Annotated in this window: 21 protein-coding genes; 11 read left to right on the top strand and 10 right to left on the bottom strand. The window is 54.0% G+C overall.

Going from position 1 to position 17,369, the window contains the following annotated elements; translation table 11 throughout:
- Positions 1–13: 13 nt before the first annotated feature.
- Positions 14–898, bottom strand: coding sequence for a winged helix-turn-helix domain-containing protein (locus IP581_RS02975; RefSeq protein ID WP_193821725.1), 885 nt, complete (start codon positions 896–898; stop codon positions 14–16).
- A gap of 413 nt (positions 899–1,311) precedes the next feature.
- On the opposite strand from IP581_RS02975, the gene IP581_RS02980 reads away from it, so the two are divergent.
- Together IP581_RS02980 and IP581_RS02985 are read left to right on the top strand one after the other, a co-directional pair.
- Positions 1,312–1,995, top strand: a complete 684-nt coding sequence (locus IP581_RS02980; RefSeq protein ID WP_086870292.1) for a FliA/WhiG family RNA polymerase sigma factor — start codon at positions 1,312–1,314, stop codon at positions 1,993–1,995.
- 121 nt (positions 1,996–2,116) lie between these two features.
- Positions 2,117–2,677, top strand: a complete 561-nt coding sequence (locus IP581_RS02985) for a C40 family peptidase (RefSeq protein ID WP_193821726.1) — start codon at positions 2,117–2,119, stop codon at positions 2,675–2,677.
- A gap of 2 nt (positions 2,678–2,679) precedes the next feature.
- Here the strand turns inward: IP581_RS02985 and IP581_RS02990 are convergent, their stop codons facing one another.
- A complete protein-coding gene (locus IP581_RS02990; RefSeq protein ID WP_086870296.1) occupies positions 2,680–4,095 on the bottom strand; it encodes an aminotransferase-like domain-containing protein in 1,416 nt (471 codons plus the stop codon).
- A gap of 175 nt (positions 4,096–4,270) precedes the next feature.
- On the opposite strand from IP581_RS02990, the gene IP581_RS02995 reads away from it, so the two are divergent.
- From IP581_RS02995 to IP581_RS03025, 7 genes are all read left to right on the top strand, one after another.
- A complete protein-coding gene (locus IP581_RS02995) occupies positions 4,271–4,432 on the top strand; it encodes a DUF1127 domain-containing protein (protein WP_086870298.1) in 162 nt (53 codons plus the stop codon).
- A gap of 103 nt (positions 4,433–4,535) precedes the next feature.
- Positions 4,536–5,129, top strand: a complete 594-nt coding sequence (locus tag IP581_RS03000) for an ATP-dependent Clp protease proteolytic subunit (RefSeq protein WP_380209221.1) — start codon at positions 4,536–4,538, stop codon at positions 5,127–5,129.
- 126 nt (positions 5,130–5,255) lie between these two features.
- A complete protein-coding gene (locus tag IP581_RS03005) occupies positions 5,256–6,305 on the top strand; it encodes a DUF1176 domain-containing protein (protein WP_193821727.1) in 1,050 nt (349 codons plus the stop codon).
- A 78-nt stretch (positions 6,306–6,383) separates the two neighbouring features.
- Positions 6,384–6,800 carry a FosA family fosfomycin resistance glutathione transferase gene (locus tag IP581_RS03010; RefSeq protein WP_193821728.1) on the top strand — a complete coding sequence of 139 codons (417 nt, stop codon included), beginning with the start codon at positions 6,384–6,386 and terminating at the stop codon, positions 6,798–6,800.
- A gap of 93 nt (positions 6,801–6,893) precedes the next feature.
- Positions 6,894–7,361: a MarR family transcriptional regulator gene (locus IP581_RS03015; RefSeq protein WP_086870306.1), complete on the top strand. Its 468-nt coding sequence runs from the start codon at positions 6,894–6,896 to the stop codon at positions 7,359–7,361.
- A 4-nt stretch (positions 7,362–7,365) separates the two neighbouring features.
- Complete coding sequence (locus tag IP581_RS03020) at positions 7,366–8,433, top strand: HlyD family secretion protein (RefSeq protein ID WP_097401168.1); 1,068 nt, start codon at positions 7,366–7,368, stop codon at positions 8,431–8,433.
- Entirely contained in the window at positions 8,423–9,490 is a 1,068-nt protein-coding gene (locus IP581_RS03025; RefSeq protein WP_017457796.1) for a DUF2955 domain-containing protein, read from the top strand. The genes IP581_RS03020 and IP581_RS03025 overlap by 11 nt, the downstream gene beginning before the upstream one ends.
- An 84-nt stretch (positions 9,491–9,574) precedes the next feature.
- Here the strand turns inward: IP581_RS03025 and IP581_RS03030 are convergent, their stop codons facing one another.
- The 8 genes from IP581_RS03030 to IP581_RS03065 all read right to left on the bottom strand — a co-directional run bounded on the left by IP581_RS03030 (position 9,575) and on the right by IP581_RS03065 (position 15,836).
- On the bottom strand, positions 9,575–9,814 hold the full coding sequence (locus IP581_RS03030; RefSeq protein WP_193821729.1) for a DUF3343 domain-containing protein: 240 nt from the start codon (positions 9,812–9,814) through the stop codon (positions 9,575–9,577).
- On the bottom strand, positions 9,814–10,578 hold the full coding sequence (gene yjiL, locus IP581_RS03035; protein ID WP_193821730.1) for a putative 2-hydroxyacyl-CoA dehydratase activator YjiL: 765 nt from the start codon (positions 10,576–10,578) through the stop codon (positions 9,814–9,816). Before yjiL ends, IP581_RS03030 begins: the two co-directional genes overlap by 1 nt.
- A gap of 9 nt (positions 10,579–10,587) precedes the next feature.
- Positions 10,588–11,739, bottom strand: coding sequence for a double-cubane-cluster-containing anaerobic reductase (locus IP581_RS03040; RefSeq protein WP_193821731.1), 1,152 nt, complete (start codon positions 11,737–11,739; stop codon positions 10,588–10,590).
- 119 nt (positions 11,740–11,858) lie between these two features.
- On the bottom strand, positions 11,859–12,098 hold the full coding sequence (locus IP581_RS03045; protein WP_086870316.1) for a DUF2164 domain-containing protein: 240 nt from the start codon (positions 12,096–12,098) through the stop codon (positions 11,859–11,861).
- A gap of 16 nt (positions 12,099–12,114) precedes the next feature.
- Positions 12,115–13,395 (bottom strand): DUF445 domain-containing protein, encoded by a 1,281-nt coding sequence (locus IP581_RS03050; RefSeq protein ID WP_175273512.1) that lies wholly within the window; start codon positions 13,393–13,395, stop codon positions 12,115–12,117.
- A gap of 40 nt (positions 13,396–13,435) precedes the next feature.
- Entirely contained in the window at positions 13,436–14,077 is a 642-nt protein-coding gene (locus IP581_RS03055) for a LysE family translocator (RefSeq protein WP_193821732.1), read from the bottom strand.
- Positions 14,078–14,126: 49 nt separating this feature from the next.
- Positions 14,127–14,897, bottom strand: a complete 771-nt coding sequence (locus IP581_RS03060) for a helix-turn-helix transcriptional regulator (RefSeq protein ID WP_097401174.1) — start codon at positions 14,895–14,897, stop codon at positions 14,127–14,129.
- Positions 14,898–14,939: 42 nt separating this feature from the next.
- A complete protein-coding gene (locus IP581_RS03065; protein ID WP_097401176.1) occupies positions 14,940–15,836 on the bottom strand; it encodes a LysR family transcriptional regulator in 897 nt (298 codons plus the stop codon).
- Positions 15,837–16,213: 377 nt separating this feature from the next.
- Between IP581_RS03065 and IP581_RS03070 the strand changes: the two genes are divergently transcribed.
- Positions 16,214–16,897 carry a nucleoside recognition domain-containing protein gene (locus IP581_RS03070; RefSeq protein WP_193821733.1) on the top strand — a complete coding sequence of 228 codons (684 nt, stop codon included), beginning with the start codon at positions 16,214–16,216 and terminating at the stop codon, positions 16,895–16,897.
- Positions 16,890–17,357, top strand: a complete 468-nt coding sequence (locus tag IP581_RS03075) for a YjiG family protein (protein WP_193821734.1) — start codon at positions 16,890–16,892, stop codon at positions 17,355–17,357. The genes IP581_RS03070 and IP581_RS03075 overlap by 8 nt, the downstream gene beginning before the upstream one ends.
- Positions 17,358–17,369 lie beyond the last annotated feature (12 nt).

The following is a 17,369-nucleotide window of genomic DNA, read 5'->3' on the forward strand; positions in this document are numbered from 1 at the left end:
CATGACTCCGTACTTATGCGGTCTTGCAAGGCACCATTTCATCGAGTTTTCTCCGCGTTTCTTCAAGGATCAATTCATTAAGTGAAGCCAGATTGGCCCGCCAGTGATAGATCTGCATCGCCAGAATATTCTGCCCACAGGTGCTGTATAAGCGCAGGGTGAAGTTCAGCGTTTGTTTATCACTTCGCGAATAGATGTTCAGGTTGATGGATTGCTTTTTTATCTGCTCATTTAAAAGGTGATAAGTGTCTTTGAGCCGGTTGTATACCGTGGCCTGATCCTGCAGATGCTCGCCGGGTTTTATAAGCGTATAAAGACGAATATTGCTGTACTCGTTTTTTGCCAGCTCTTCAGGTCGTATGCTCTGGCCGCGAGCGATTTTCAAATAGCCGATAAAGGCGACCAAAAGCGCGACAATCAGTAATAACGATACGATGGCGCCACGGCGATAGCGCATTGGTTGTACACCTGTTTCATGCGCCACGTCAGAAGCGTGCGGCAGCGTATTGGCTGTTTCCGCCTCTGCGAGAGATTTCTCATTATCTAATGAAATATCTTCCTGAGGACTTTCAACCTGCTGGCAATATTCAGCATCCAGTATGTAGCCCCGTTTAGGTACAGTGCGAATAATGCGTTGCTGTTTGCCGTCATCTTCCAGCGCCGCGCGCAGGGCGTGAATGGCGTTTGGCAGGCTATTATTGCCAATAACCCGCCCCTCCCAGACCTGGTTGGTCAACTCTTCCCGCGTAAAAACCTTACCCGGGTGCTGTTGCAGCAGATCCAGCAGTTTGAGCTGATAGGCGCCCAGCCGCTTATGTTCTCCGGTGACTAAATGAATAATTGAACCGGAAGGTAAATCAATTAACCAATTGTTAATAGCGTAACAATATTTTTTCATGACGAATGTCGGGTCGCTCCATCCTGGAACAAGCTATTATTTAGGCTGTTAACCGTAATTGAGGATTAATTAACGTGAAGGCAGATGAGTAAATCCTCTGACCCCAGTAATCATTCCATATGAGATATTAATAATACTACTGTGCGATAGATGAATTATACGCAAATTCATTAATTGGCGCTTTTCGGGGGATTAAAAATAGGGGGTGTGGTGTATCTTTTTACACCAGCTAAGGAGGGAGGCCGTGCAGTGCCGCTGGTTGTAATAGTTTGATGTTAATTTATTGTTGTTTGTTTAATTAATTAAATAATTAATTTTTTTACGCACTGAACTAATGAGAAACCTCAGCCTTAAAAATGTAAAAACAGCATACGTCTGTTTTTATTTAATAAATCTAGTCTGCGCTGTTAATAATGATGAGTGTAATTTCCTCTGAAACGATAACGTTTCCCGATGAAGCGCGCTACGTACGCGATTATTTGCCGCTGGTGCATAAAGTAGTGAAACAATTCGCCTGGCAAACCAGCAACGTAATGGATAAAGACGATATGCGCCAGGTCGCCCTGACGGGGTTGCTCTTTTCATTGCGTCGCTATGGACAACCGGATGCGCAATTTGCCGGTTACGCCATCCAGCGCATTCGTGGGGCAATTCTTGACGAGCTACGCCAGCAGGATTGGCGTCCCCGGCGGCTGCGCCAAAAAATGTACAAGCTCAACGACGCCATTCGCGATCTGGCGCGTGAACTTGGCTATGTGCCGAATTTTAATGAACTAAGCGAACGGCTTTCTATTACACCAGAGGAGTATCAGCACTATTTATTGCTCGACTCCGCCAGTGAGCTGGAGAGCCTGGATAACGATCTTCACGCCCACGCGCTGGAAAGCCGCTCGCTTGAAGCTGAAGTACTGGATAGCCGGGCACTAAAAAGCGCGGTAGCAAGCCTGACACAGCGCGAACAGACGATTCTGGGGTTGTATTACCACCATGAATTAAGCCTGAAAGAGATTGCCTCAATGCTTGGCCTGACAGAAGCCCGAATTTGTCAGCTTAATAAAGTCATCGTACAAAAGTTGCGGGCGTTTTTTGATGAGTGAGTACGTTTCTCCTTCCGTTAAGGAATGAAAAATGTATTTAAAATTTTAACCCATTATTTTTATTAGTATTAATGTTGTGAAATATTTAACTGTATCATCCATCGTTGCCCCCAGGCAGAGCATGCTCCGCGGGTTTTTGGGGCTTTTTTTTCTTATTTTGCTTGCTGTGTTCCTGACCGGTTGTGTGCAATCTAAACCGGTTAGCCGTACACACTCGCCAACGATGCTTGCCGAACAGCGCAAGATCACCCGTGAAGCGATGCTTGCGGCGACGCGTCAGTCAAAAGTTGACAAGGTTGTGCATCATCTTAAAAAACAGTTGGGTAAACCATATGTTTTTGGCGGCGTCTCGCCGGCGCGCGGTTTCGACTGCAGTGGGCTGGTGTTTTATGCCTACAACAAAGTGTTGAGTAATAAATTACCCCGCACCACCAAAGCCATGTTTCATGACAAACGCTTGATGCGAGTAAAAACCGCGAACTTGCGCCAGGGGGATTTGCTGTTCTTTCGCAGCAAATTACGCGGCCCGGTCGATCATGTCGGTGTCTATCTGGGGCATAACCGCTTTATCGAAGCGCCGCGTACCGGGTTGAATATCCGTATCAGCCATTTTCTTGATGACTACTGGCAGGATCACTACCTCGGCGCACGCCGGATTCTGACAGGCAAACGCGTACTTTGAATTCAGTCCTCTAAGGCGTTGTGAATGGCTTCACCTAAGTGCTTGATCACCTCGCGATTGGCGTCGGTCAGCGGCAGGGCGCAATTCAGGCGCAGGCAGTTACGGTACTTGCCAGACGCTGAAAATAACGAGCCGGGCGCAATCTGGATTTTCAGGCGGCACAGTGCGCGGGAAACACAGACCATATCGACGGTTTCCGGCAACTCGACCCACAATAAATAACCGCCTTGCGGGCGCGTCACGCAGATACCACAGGGAAAATATTGGCGCACCCAGCAGGTATAAGTTTCCAGTTGCTGCTGATAAAGCTGGCGCATGCGTCGCACATGCCGATGGTAATGACCGTCGCGAATAAACGCCGCAACCGCCAGTTGTGTTCCCGGCACATTGGTGCCGATGGCGGCATACTTTTTATGCAGCACCCGATCCAGGTAACGTCCCGGCGCAATCCAGCCGACGCGCAGACCCGGCGCCACGGTTTTGGTGATAGAGCTGCACAGCAGCACGCGACCATCAATATCATAGGATTTTATGGTGCTGGGGCGCGGATATTCCGCTGCCAGCTCGCCGTAAATATCGTCTTCAAAAATCACGATGTCGTGGCGCTGCGCCAGCGCCAGCACGGCTTTTTTTCGCGCGTCCGGCATGATAAAGCCGAGCGGGTTATTGCAGTTCGGCACCAGAATCACGCCCTTAATGGGCCACTGTTCCAGTGCCAGCTCCAGGGCTTCCACGCTGATGCCGGTTTCGGGATCGGTCGGAATTTCAATCGCTTTAATGTCCAAACCACGCAGCAGCTGCATTGTGCCGTAATACGAGGGGGATTCAACGGCGACGATATCCCCCGGCTGGCACACCGCCAGCAAGGCGAGCGCCAGCGCCGGATGGCAACCACTGGCGATGACAATATCATCGGCGCTGACTGATGCGCCGCCATCCAGCATCAGCCGGGCGATTTGCTCGCGCAGTTCACGGCGGCCCGGCAGCGTGTCGTAGCTTAACGCATCCATCACCTGGTGTTGGGCGATACGGCTCATCTCGCGCCACAGCGGTTTAAGCGTGGGCTGAGTGATATCCGGTGCGCCGCCGCCAAACGCAGCAATCGCTTTATCCGTGCGCGCATCCAGCAGCGTCAGCACTTCATCCCACTGCGTAACTTCCACTGGCCGCTGTACCGGGCGTGACATCGCGGGCACGGGCGGTTTTGCCTTGCGCGGCGCGACAAAGTAGCCGGAACGCGGTTGGGGCGTTATCAGTTGCAGGTTTTCCAGCACCTGGTACGCCTGCTGCACGGTGCTGATACTCACGCCGTGCTCCTGGCTCAGGCTGCGCACTGACGGCAGCTTTTCGCCGTGGCGATACAAGCCCTGTTCAATGCGTTCTGCCAGCAGCGTGGCCAGATGTTGGTAGCGTGTCATGCTGTATCCTTAAAATTCACCATACAGATTTAAGAACCAGTACAGATTGGCGTGAAATTCGCGATTCAGACGTTGTTTTAAGCGATCTGTATGTTAAAGAAAAGTGATTTCTGAATCTGTATTGTCATGGGCGAGAACGGCGAAGATAGAGCTCTTTTCAGGCGAGGAGAGCACCATGGAATTCTTTGAAAATCGACCCAACCGCCCGTTTTTAGGCTTTGTTTTACTCTGGCGCAAACTGCAACGACTGCATGAACGCGTGAAAACGCGGCGGTTACTGCGCGCATTAAGCGACGAGCAGCTAAAAGACCTCGGGTTACGCCGCAGTGAACTGTGATGAGGGCGATAACGCGCGGAGATAACATCTTGTTATTTCCGCCCAACCTGCGTTGGGCTATGCTTAGCTCCACAACCTGAAGGGGAGAAAGCGCATGCACTTTATGAACGAAGACGACGAGAAAAAAGAGAAAGAGACCGGTAACGTCTCACAACTGATGCAGCAAAAACTGCTGGATGCCCGCTCGATCATTATCTCTGGCGAGATCAACCAGGCACTGACCGAAAAAGTCGTCACCCAGTTGCTGCTGTTGCAGGGCATCAGCGATGCGCCGATTAAGATCTATCTCAACAGCCAGGGTGGCCATGTTGAAGCGGCGGATACCATTCATGACATGATTAAGTTCATCACCCCGGAAGTGCACATCATCGGCACCGGTTGGGTGGCAAGCGCCGGGATCACCATCCTGCTGGCGGCGAAAAAAGAGCACCGTTATTCGCTGCCGAACACCCGCTTTATGATCCATCAACCGCTGGGCGGCGTACGCGGCCAGGCCAGCGACATTGAAATCGAAGCGAAAGAGATCATCCGCACGCTGGAGCGCGTTAACCGCATGATCGCTGAAGCAACCGGCCAGCCAGTGGAGAAAGTGAAGCAGGATACTGACCGCAACTACTGGATGAACACCAAAGAAGCCATTGATTACGGCATCGTTTCCCGCGTGGTGAAATCCTACGGTGAGCTGAATCTGGATTAAGTGTGTTCACTACCTTGAGGCGAGAATTTTTTCTCGCCTTTTTTCTCTTCACCCCCGCCAAAATACACTTCTCCCTGACACATAATTTCTGCACACTGTGCGCATTTCTCATTACGGAGTGATGGCATGAAAAGCAGTATCAAAGCGGCGCTGGTGATGACGGCAACGCTAAGTGCGCCCGTGCTGGCGGAGCAAAGTGGTGTCTCGTTTGACCATAAAGACTGGGAAGTGGTTTGCGATAACACCCTGACCTGCCGCGCCGCCGGTTACAGCGCGGAAGAAGAAGCCACCGGTTCGGTATTGATCACGCGCAAAGCCGGGCCGGACACGCCGGTGACCGTTGATGTGGTGCTGGCGGAAATGGACGCCGACGAAACGACGCAGCAGGCAAAACTCAGCCTGTGGATCGAGGGTAAATCACAGGGTGAGATCGCGACCGAAGATAACGATAGCTGGCGTTTATCCGATGCGCAGGCGCACAGCATGATCGATGCTGTGAAAGGTAGCGGTAAAGTCGAATTCAAAGGCGGCGCGAAACCGTTTGTGCTCTCCGGCGATGGCGCATACGCCGTGTTGCTGAAATTTGATGATGTACAAGGGCGCGTGGGCACACCGGGTGCGCTGAGTAAAAAGGGCGATAAAGCAGAAAGCTCGGTGACGCCAGCGGTTGCCGCGCCGGTGATTCAGGCGGTGGAAGTGAAAGGCGGTGAAGATCGCACCCTCACCAAAGCCGAAACCGCAGCGCTGAAGCCGCGTTTGCTGGCGGCGCTTACCAGCGGTAACGAGTGCGATCGCCTTGTCTCCCCACAGGAACCGGTTATCGACGGTGATAACGACATTACCCTGACGCCGCTGGATGGCAAACATGCACTGATCTCCACCCTTTGCTGGCGCGGGGCGTACAACGAAGGTTATGGCTACTGGGTAGTGGATAAGGCGCTGAAAGGGACGCCGCAATTTATTACTAACTCCGCCTCTGATTACAGCGATGGCGTGATCTCATTGGGCCAGCGTGGTCGCGGCATTGGCGATTGCTGGGCGTCGGCGGAGTGGGTCTGGGACGGTGAAACCTTCCGTAAGAGCAGTGAATCCACCTCCGGCATGTGCCGCTATGTGCGTGCGGGCGGCACCTGGGATCTGCCGGAATTCGTCTCGGAAGTGAAAGAGGCGAAGTAATTCGCAGCCCAGTTAACGCTGCATTCAACGCTTTTGTTGGGTGCCGCGTTTTTCCTTCCTATGGCCGGAGTACCAAGCATGTTAATCAGCCTCAACCACCTGACCCTGGCGGTTAGCGACCTTGCCCGCAGTATCGAGTTTTATCATCAACTTCTTGGCCTGAAACTGCATGCGCGCTGGGACAATGGCGCTTATCTCACCTGCGGTGAGTTGTGGCTTTGCTTATCTGTCGACGCGCAGCGCCAGTATGTACCGCCAACACAAAGTGACTACACCCATTATGCGTTCAGTGTTGATGCATGCGATTTCGCCCGCTTTGTCACTCGCCTTGAGCAGGCTGGGGTGGTGAGCTGGAAAGCGAACAAAAGCGAAGGCGACTCCTGGTATTTCCTCGATCCCGACGGACACAAGCTCGAAGCGCATGTCGGCAATCTTGCCCAGCGGCTGGCCGCATGCCGCGAGAAGCCTTATAAGGGAATGGTATTTTTTGATTAAACTTTCGCAATCCATGCTCTTTGCTATTCCCGTTTCTTGATACTTACCCTGATAACTATTATCGTACCCCGCCTGTGAAACGAGAGGTTTCCGATGACGGAAGAGGAACTGTTCGCCCGCCGACCGCTGGGTATGCGCATGGCGATGGTTGTACGCCAGTGGCGCGCCACTATCGATCACGCATTGAGCGACACGGGCATCACGCAGTCGGGCTGGACGGTGCTGATGCAGCTTCACCAGTTAGGGAATAACGTCTCCGTCAGTGAGCTGGCGGAAGTGCAGGGCATTGAGCTGCCGCCGTTGATGCGCACCCTGACACAACTGGAAAAGCAGGGGCTAATTGTGCGTACGACATCGCCGTACGACAAACGTATTCGCCTGTTAGCGCTCACCGCCGAAGGGACGCGTATGTTGGGTAAAATCACGCAGGTGATCGAAGCCTGCCAGCTACGGGCAGCGGGAAATATTCCGCCCGCGAGTCTGCTCGCCTTTAGCGACACCTTGAATCAAATCGCCTGTAATTTGCGTGTGATGCGCGAAGAAGACAACCAAACCGAATAAGAAAATCATGACGCCAGAACAAAAGTTTGCCCGCTGGGTAAGGGTGAGTATTGCCTCTTTCCTGCTGATGTTTGTCTATTTTATCGTTGCCGATATCTGGATCCCGCTGACCCCGGATTCCACCGTCATGCGCGTGGTGACGCCGGTTTCCGCCCGCGTTTCTGGTTACGTTGCGCAAGTGTATGTGCAGAACAACAGCCAGGTGAAGAAGGGCGATCTGCTGTTCGAACTGGACGCCACGCCGTTTAACAACCAGGTAGAAGCCGCGCAAATCGCGCTGGCACAAGCAAAGCTCACCAATCAACAGCTGGATGCGCAAATCGTTGCCGCGCAGGCCAGCCTGAAGACGGCGCAGCTTACCGCGCAAAACGATCGGGTGACCTTTGAGCGCTACCAGAACCTGAGCGTGATGCATAACGTCTCGCAAGCCGATGTCGATAAAGTACGCACCACCTGGCAGAGCAGTGTGCAATCGGTGAACAACCTGAATGCCTCGATTGATGCGCTGAACATTGAGCGCGGCGATCGCGATGATGCCCGCAACGTAACGCTGCAGAAATACCGCAATGCCCTGCAACAGGCGCAGTTGAATCTGAGCTGGACCCAGGTTCGCGCCGAAGCCGATGGTGCGGTCAGTAACCTGCAGTTAAGTCCCGGTTTTTATGCCGCTGCCGGAACTGCCGCACTGGCGCTGGTGCACGATAAAACCGATATTGTGGCGGATTTCCGTGAGAAGAGCCTGCGCCATACGCGCGTCGGCACCGATGCGGCGGTGGTGTTTGACGCGCTGCCGGGGCATGTGTTCAAAGCCCATGTCACCAGCAGTGATGCCGGGGTGCTGGCCGGGCAGCAGGCGGTGAATGGCGAGCTTTCCGCGCCGCAAACCTCTAACCGTTGGGTGCGTGACGCGCAGCGTATGCGCATTCACGTTGCACTGGATGAACCGTTGCCGAAAGAACTCCCGACCGGCGCGCGTGCTACGGTGCAGTTGTATAACAGCGAAGGGGTGTTCGCGCGCTTTTTCTCGGGCGTGCAAATCCACCTCGTGAGCCTGTTGCACTATGTCTATTAATACGCTGGCGCGGGTTTTCACGCCTCACGGCAATATCGTTTACACGGCGAATGACTTTCGCCAGACGCTGCGCATCGTCTTTGCCGGGATGATAGCGCTCAGTGTGTCGAGTTTTTATAACACCCAGTACGGCGTGTTTTATGTCGTCTATCCGGTGATGTTGCTGTCGCTGGTGCCAGTGTTTAACCGCCATGTGGCGAAACAGTTCATCTTCAGTGCGGTGATTAACTGCATCGAAATGGTGTTCATCATCGGCTATTTGTCGCGCTGGCCGGTGATCATGACGCTGGTGGTGTTTGCGCTGTACGTGATGCGCTTTCGCTTTATGAGTAAAGGCGCACTGTTTCTGTTTGGCTCGGCGGGCGTGGTGTGCCAGAGTACGATGCTCAACTTTATGAGCTACCCCTCCAGCGACTGGCACACACTGCTGTTTTCCAATATTGAAGCCAGCATCATGGCGGTGGCGCTGAGTGCGTTGATGAACTATCTAATCCCGGATGTCGAACCGCGCACGCGTCCACCGATGATCGAGAAAAACGCCGCGCGCGTGCGTCACGAATCACTGCTCTCCGGCACCGTGGCGACGATGATCTTTGTGGTTTTTCAACTGAGCGATCTTAGCGATTCGTTATCCGCGCTGATGGCCGGGATTTTGATCCTGTTTCCGATGCATTATCGCGGTGCGGTGATGAGTTCTGTGTGGCGTGTCGTCGGCGTGGTGCTCGCCTGCCTGTATATCCTGCTGGTGCAGTTGATCCTCTACAACCACAGTAGTCACATGTTATTGATGATGCCGCTGATTGGCCTCGGGCTGGCGTTCAGCGCGCGGCTGCATGTGATGGAGAAAGTCGGGGCCGGTGTGGGGTTTGCCAGTGTGACCACTATCGGCATTATGTTTGGTCAGAACCTGCATCCGGACACGGATTTAGTATTCAGCGATCTCTACCGCATCGTCTCCGTTACCGTGGCGCTGCTGGCGACCTTAACGATGATCTATCTGGTGCATCTGATTTTGAACCGCTTCGAAGCTACACGGTTTGTGATTGAGGAGCAGTAAAGGGGAATGCGCCCGAAAACGCGGTGTTTTTCGGGCCGAACGCACTGTGTCGCAGCGATTTTACACGCCAGATAAAGCACCCGCTCATTCTCCCATGCGCGTAAATTCCTCACCGTCACAACGATAAATCGCCTCTGTCACACCGGGCGTCACCCACCGATTGACGGCTTCCGCTTCGCTGTGAAAACGGATGCATAGCCCGCAGCCGCCTTTGAGCTGGCGCGGAATATCCTGCACGCGAAAAGCGATGCCCGCCGACTGCATCGCTTTGCGCGTTTGCAGCACGCCGGGCGTGTTATGAAACAACAAAAGATATTCCGCCATTAGCGCTTCCTCTGCCGCTGGCCGATTAACGCCGCGCCCAGCGCGCCCGCGTACTGGGCGTCGTCATGCGTAAACACATCGCTTTTCAGATGTCCGGCCAGCATGCGGCGAAAGGTAGCGCAGTGGCTGACGCCGCCGGTAAACAGCAATGGCCCTTGCGTGGACAGGCGCGAGATAAAGTGCGCGCTGCGTCGCGCCATAGCGTTGATGACCCCGGCGAGAATCGCCTCCGGCGCGATACCCGCCGAGCGCAGGCTGATCACTTCGGATTCGGCAAACACCGTACACATGCTGGTGAGCGGATGCGGCTCCACGCCGTCGGTAATGGTGTCCAGATGTTCCACCTGCGTACCCAGTGTGCGCGAGATAACGTCCAGAAAACGCCCGGTTCCGGCGGCGCATTTGTCATTCATCAGAAAATCGGTGAGATTGCCCTGTTCATCAAGCGCGATCACTTTGCTGTCCTGTCCGCCAATGTCGATCACCGTGCGTGTTTGCGCGAGCAGCAAACGTGCCCCCAGTCCGTGGCAGGAGATTTCAGTCACCTGCTTATCGGCGAAATCGACCAGTTGCCGCCCGTAGCCGGTCAGCGTCAGAAAGGGCTTTTCCTCAAGCCCTGCGCGCAGCGTTTCCCAGGCTTCAACAATCGATGCCGCCGGGCGAAACGAGGTCGGGCACAGGAAGCGCCGCACAATCGTCTCGCCCTGAAGCAAAACGCCTTTGGTGGTGGTCGAGCCGGAATCAATACCAACGGTAAACGTCACGCCCGCTCCTTATAACATCTCGATAAACGCGGCGACGCGGGTGCTGAGCTGCCCGATATCCGCTGTCGAATAATCCGTTTCAATCGCCATATAGGGAATGTTGTGCTGCTGACGGACATGGCGTTTGATTGCCAGCGACTCCACCGCATAGGTGTGGCAGGCCTGCAAAATCACATCGATCACACCATCGGCCTGGTATTCGTCGACCATCTGGCTGAGCAGTTTCAGACGCTCATCATTAGGGGAAATGCAGGAGCAGCCGATCGCCAGATATTTGTCGGTCAGCGCGTCGTACACATCGCCGCTCTCCTCGACGCAGCGCTCGGTGGCTTTTGCGCCGGTACAGTTTTCATACCCTACGACCCAGCCGCCGTTCTCTTCAATGGCGCGCACCACTTTTTCCGCCGCGCCGCCAATCGGACAACCGGTGATTAAAATACGTGGGCGCGGATCCAGCCGTTTACCTGCCTGCCACTCCTCGCGGATCCGCGCCGCTGTGGCGTTCAGTTCGTCGATCAGCGCCGATTTATCAAAGCGGAAGGTCGCGCCGTACACTACTTTCAGGATATCCGCGCCGCTGATTGCCGGTGGATTGAGCTGCCCGACGCGGTAGAAATTCGCCAGCGCCTGGCGCTCGCGGTTTTTCAGCGCGATAGCCTCACGTAACGCGGCTTCGCTAATCGGCTGACCAAAACGTTGCTCGATCGTGTGCTGTAAACGCAGGATTTCCGCTTTCCACAATGCGCGGGAAGCGGCGTCTGCTGCGCTGTTTGGCAACTGCATGACATGGACCGCTTTGAATTCCGCCATGTATTCATACATTTTCTTTTTGCCGTCGCAGGTAGTTTCACCCACCACCAGATCGGAAAAGTAGAAGTAGGGGCATTTGTCGGTTTTGCCAAAGCCGTAGCTGCTTTTAATCAGCGGACAGAGGTTGCGCGGCAGATCTTTTTCCGCTTCCTCAATGGTTTCATCATTGGTGGAACAGAGGGAAACCACCACCGCGCCGGCGGCCATGGCGATCTCTTGCGGCATAAAGGTGCAGTAGGTGCCAACCAGCGGGATCCCTTGCTCTTTGAGATCCATTACGGTGAGAAAACCTTTCTGGCGGGCTTCAGAAAACTGTTCGAAAACTTCTGGAAGTACGGTGATAAGCGACATGATTTTCCTTCCCCGTAACACGGGAGAGATTGAAAAGAGGCCGCATTATAGGCATGCAAAAAATGTGGAGATATTGATCTCCGGCGGATGAAAAGGTGAAAAAAACGTTTTCAGTAAGCTCAGAGTATTTTTTTGAGATCCATCTCTTCCTGAATACGCTCGCTGTAGAGCGCATGTGTGCGAATCGCTTCATCGATGCCAGCGTTATAAAAAGCCGGGCCAATCTGTTCGGCAATGAAATCGAGAAAGAACTCAGCGTCAAACTGCTCCAGTTCCAGCTCAAAATTCTGCTCACAATAGGTCTGCAATTTTTTGCGTAACTGCTCGCGTTCGCTGGTGGTGAGGGTAATGTCGGCCATCGTTTCTCCTGGCAACTTAGAAAGCGCTAACGTGCAGCAGCGCGGGCAACTGCGACAGCAAATAGAGGATCAGGCCGATCGTCCCGCCGACGAGTGTGCCGTTGATGCGGATAAATTGCAGATCTTTACCGATATTCAGCTCAATTTGCTGCGACATATCCCGCGCGTCCCAGCTTTTTACTGTGTCGCTGATATGGCGGGTGAGAAACGCGGCGAACTCCGGTGCCACGCGGTGCGCGGCTTGTTCCAGATGCTCATTTAATGAAGCGCGCAGCGCGCCATCCGCCAGCAGCGTTTCGCCAAACCACAGGCCCGCGTCGGTGATGCGTTTTTGCATACGCGAATCGTCAGACTGCATATCCGCTTTCATCCAGTTACGCAGATCCGCCCACATTTCGCCCACGTAGCGGTTAAACGTCTCGTCGTTTTTCAAATACTCTTTGATGTTTTCTGCACGCTCGGCCATTTCCGGATCGCTTTTCAGATTGGCGATCAGCTTCATTGTCGCGCGATCAAAAGCCTGGCGGATCTGATGTGTGCTGTCGGCATTAACATCGTCGAGCAGCGAATTTACCGCCTCGGAAACCCAGTCGGCACTCTGCTCGCCCAGCCATTCGGTGGGCAGGATCTTCGCCTTCATCGGGTGATCGGTTTTCAGCCAGCGCACGATTTGGCGGGCAATAAAATCGCGGCTGCTTTGCCGTTGCAGCAGGGCGATCAATTGTGCAATGACGGTATCCAGCAGCTTTTGGTGGCGATTGTTGCGGGTCAGGCTTTCCAGCAGCAGTGCGCTGGTTTCGGTGAGATCCACTTTGTCGATGGCTTTGTGCACCGCGCGGCGTAACAGGCGCTGAATGCGGCTGTCGTCGGCCATCTCCAGAAAGCCGCTCATCACCTGCAACAGATGCACCCCCACGCGCTGCGCGTTTTCGGGCTGGCTGAACCAGACGCCAATCATCTGCGCAGGCTGGTGGCGATGAATTAACGCCACCAGCGATTGGGTATCCAGAAATTTTTCCTGCACGAACTGGCCGAGATTGTCGCCAATCCGCTCTTTATTACGCGGGATAATCGCCGTATGGCGGGAGATAAACGGGAACGGCACACGGTGAAACAGCGCGACCACCGCGAACCAGTCCGCCAGTGCGCCGACCATCGCCGCTTCGGCAATGGCTTTCACCCCGCTTACCCAGAAGTTGGGCGGCAGGAACAGTGTGGTGATAAACGTCGCGGCCGCAACCAGCAACAGCGACAGCGCCAGGCGCTTGGCGCGCTTGAGTTCTGCGAATTTATTCATGGTTTAAGCATATAACCCAACGCCGGGTTCTTGCAAAAGGTTAAATCCTAAGCAGATTACGCAGCATGCTCCATAAAATCGACGCCCCAAACACCATTAGCACCGCGCCTGCGATGCGCTCGATCCACCACACGCTGCGGCTCAGTCGCTGTTGCACGGCGGGCAGCCCAATGAGCCAAACCACGGCTATATCCCAGACGAATACGACCATTACCATCCACACGCCGCTTACCGACTGCTGGATCAGTGTGACGTCCGGGCCGAGCAGGGCGGTCATTAGCGCGAGGTAAAACAGCGCATTTTTGGGATTAAGCAGCGCGGAGCCCAGCCCGAGTAAAAACTGTTTTCTCAGGCTCGGGCACGGCGGGCGGCTTTCATCGACGCAAAACGTCTGCGTGCGGCTGTGCAGCAGGTGCCAGCCAATCCACAGCAAATAGATTGCGCCCAGCAGTTCAATGGCTCTAAAGAGCACCGTGAACTGGCGCAGTGCGCTCGCCCCGATAATCACTATCAGGATATAAAACGCATTACCTGCGGCGATACCCGCGCACAGCCCGGCGCTGCCGCGCAGCCGATAGCGGATCGCAAACCCCATTAACAAAAAGAAATCCGGGCCGGGGCTGAGCAGGGCAACAAAATGTGCCAGCGCCAGCGCCGGAAACGCGGTGGGAAATAACGCCATAGTGACCTCCACAGAAAAAAGTGAAGCTCACCTTAGCGGCGCGTCGGCGCTATTTATTGTCGGATATTGATCGGCCAAACGCGTACTGGCGCGGCGTGGCGGCAGTGTAGCTCACAAAGGTTCGGTGAAAATGGCTTTGATCGGCAAACCCGCTCTGGTAGCCGACATCCGCCAGCGTGTCGCCCGCGCGCAGGCGGCTTTTGGCAAACTCAACGCGCGCGATATTCAAAAAGCTGCCCGGCGTCAGGCCGGTGTCCTGCTTGAAGGTGCGGATAAGCGTCTCTTTGCGCAGGGAAAAGGCACTTGCCAGCGCATCCAGAGTGGGCGGTTGCTGCAAATCGTGGGTCAACGCCGCCAGCACCTGCTGGCTTACGGGGCGCAGCGGCGCGCAGTGATCCGCACCGCGAGGTAAGGCGCTGAGCAGGGCATTGAGTGCAGCAGGTAATCGTGGCGAGTCGTCACGCTCAATCAGTGCCACGATTCTTAAGTACAACTGGAATAACATCGGGTTGCGAATCACCTGCTGTTGGCTGTTTTCATGCGGCAGGTAAAGCATATGGTAGCTGCGAGGTTGCCCGGCGATCGGGTTACAACTGTGCGGCATATGTGGCGGGATAACAATGAGATCGCCCGGTTGCAGCAGATGCTCCTGCCCGTTGCAGAGGCAGCGGGTTTGCCCCTCCACAATCGCGCCGATCGATAGCTCCGCATGGCGATGGCGCTTATAGGCCTGCTGGCTGCGCCAGGTGCTGCGCAGTTCGACGCCTGGTAACGTCAGCGGGCGGCAAAAGGATTGCTGTATATCGCGGGTTATCGACATGCTTTTCCTCGTCTGGTCGGCTTTCTGGTATACCACACCCCTTTATTTATCGCGAAAGGCATTATGCAGAAGCCGCCACATATGGTGGGCTGCTGGCGTAAAGCGCCGATCGGAGTTACGCAACAGATGGCACTGAGCACTACTGGCGACCGGATGATCGAGTGGAACGGCGACCAGTGCGCCAAGGCGAATGGGATCGGCGGCGGCGTAAGCGGTCATAAACGAGATACCCAGCCCCGCCTGGCTTAGCCCCATCGCGGTGGAAAACTGGTTACAGCGATACGCCGGATGAAATTGCAAACCCTGGCTTTTGAACATGGCATTCATATGGCGTTGCAGGCCGAAGTTTTCTGTCAGGGCAATCAACGGATAGTCGACCAGCGCTTCAATGGTGATGCTTTGCCGCTGCGCGATAGGGTGCTCTGGCGAGACCACAGCACAGATTGGTCCCCACTGAAAGCTGTGGCGCTTGAGTTCCGGCGTTCCAATCGGCCCAAAGGCCAGCGCCATATCCGCTTCGCCGCTGACGATGTCGTTGAGCATCTCCTGCATGCTGCCCACCACAATGTCGACAAAAACCTGCGGGTACGATTTCGCAAACTCGCGCATTACCCCTTCGATAAAGGCGGTGATCAGCCCACCGCCAATGCGCACTGAGATTGTGCCGCCGCGCATATGGCGCAGATCTTTTAACTGGTTTTCCAGCTTTTCACGCCGCTGGCGGCTGGCAAAATAGTCCTCTGCCAGCAGGCGTCCCGCTTCGGTTAACACCACGTTACGCCCGCGCCGCTCCAGCAACGGAAGCTGGAGCGCACGTTCCAGTTGCGCGATCTGGCGGCTGACTACGGAGGGGTTGACGCCAAGGATATCCGCTGCGCGACGAATCCCGCCCTGGTTACCCACCTCATACAAATAACCCACCTGTTTGTCCTGGAACATTCGCCACATTCCTTCTCAACTGTTGACCTGAAAGCAACAATAACATCATTAATCGGATATTTATCATCCGCATTGAATAGTGATAATCAAAATAACCGCCATTTTTTATGAGTGAAAGAAAATGAAAAGCTGAGTCTGTCTTTTTGCACCAAAAGGGTGCCCGATAACGGTGAGAAATTATTTTATTAGAATGTTCTTGGTGCTTAATTAAATAATTTTTTAGTTACTTTGCTTTTTATTCTCGGTATTTCTCGGGAAGGTTTTTTATTGCGTAATAATTCGCGGTAAAAGATTTTTATTTTAGCGTCGGGCTATTCAGGCACGGATCCTGCTTAGTAATGAGTCATTGTCATCTAATTATTTCAAAGAGAGATATTATGAGTGAATCGAAAACGCTGGAGCAACCCGTGAAAGCGCACGCGGAAGAGTGGAAAGTCGGGCCAGGCGCCTGGATTTCGTTGGTGATTGTTCTGTTGGTTTTTTCCGGCTTCTTTTTCAAAGTCGAGGGCATGGCGTGGTTGGGCGCGTTTGACTTCACCACGCTGGGCGGCGCGTTTGGCACCATGAAAACGCCGGAAACCAACACCTTTATCGGCAGCGGCGGCATCAGCGCAAAGGCCGGTTTCCTGTTTGCGCTGTCGCTGGTGCCAACGGTCATGCTGGCGCTGGGGTTACTGGAAATTTTTACTCACTATGGCGCGATCCGTGCGGCGCATAAATTACTCACGCCCTTGCTTAAACCGCTGCTGGGTATTCCGGGCTATACGGGGCTGGCGTTGATTACCGACCTGCAAAGCACCGATGCCGGGGCAGCATTAACTAAAGAGTTATACGACAGCGATAAAATTACCCGTAAAGATGTGGTGATTATGGGGTCGTGGCAATATTCCGGTGCCGGGTTAATCAATAACTATTTTTCAATTGGCTCGGCGATGTTCGCCTCATTAACGATCCCGATTATTGTTCCGTTGGTTTTAATGTTTGTCCTTAAATTCGTGGGCGCAGCCGTGGTTCGTCTGGCATTAGATACTGTTTATAAGCGAGATTTCGATAATGAATAATTCAGCAAAAGTCTCTGGTAATCCGTTCGATATTTTCGTTATTGGTGCGCGTAAAGGTTTTAATATCGCTATTAATAATCTGATGCCAAACGTATTAATGGCCTACGTCATCGCCGAAATGCTCAATTTACTCGGTGTAATGCAGATTATCGGTCATCTTTGCGCGCCGTTAATGGGCCTGTTCGGCTTGCCAGGCGAAGCCATCACCGTGTTGCTCACCGCCTGGCTTTCATCGTCGGCAGGAACCGGTGTGGCGATAAGCCTGCTCAGCAAAGGTCAGCTTGATGTTGGCCAAATCACGATCCTCGCGCCCGCCATCTTTTTAATGGGTTCGCAGCTACAGTATATGGGCCGCCTGTTGGGCGTTGCCGATGTGCCGAAGAAGTACTGGCCGCTACTGATGGCGGTCAGCATTCTCAATGCCGTAATCGCCATGCTGATTATGCGCGTTATTGCCTGAGTACCAAGGAGT

It is taken from the genome of Kosakonia pseudosacchari (assembly GCF_015167415.1).
GTDB classification, from domain to species: domain Bacteria; phylum Pseudomonadota; class Gammaproteobacteria; order Enterobacterales; family Enterobacteriaceae; genus Kosakonia; species Kosakonia pseudosacchari.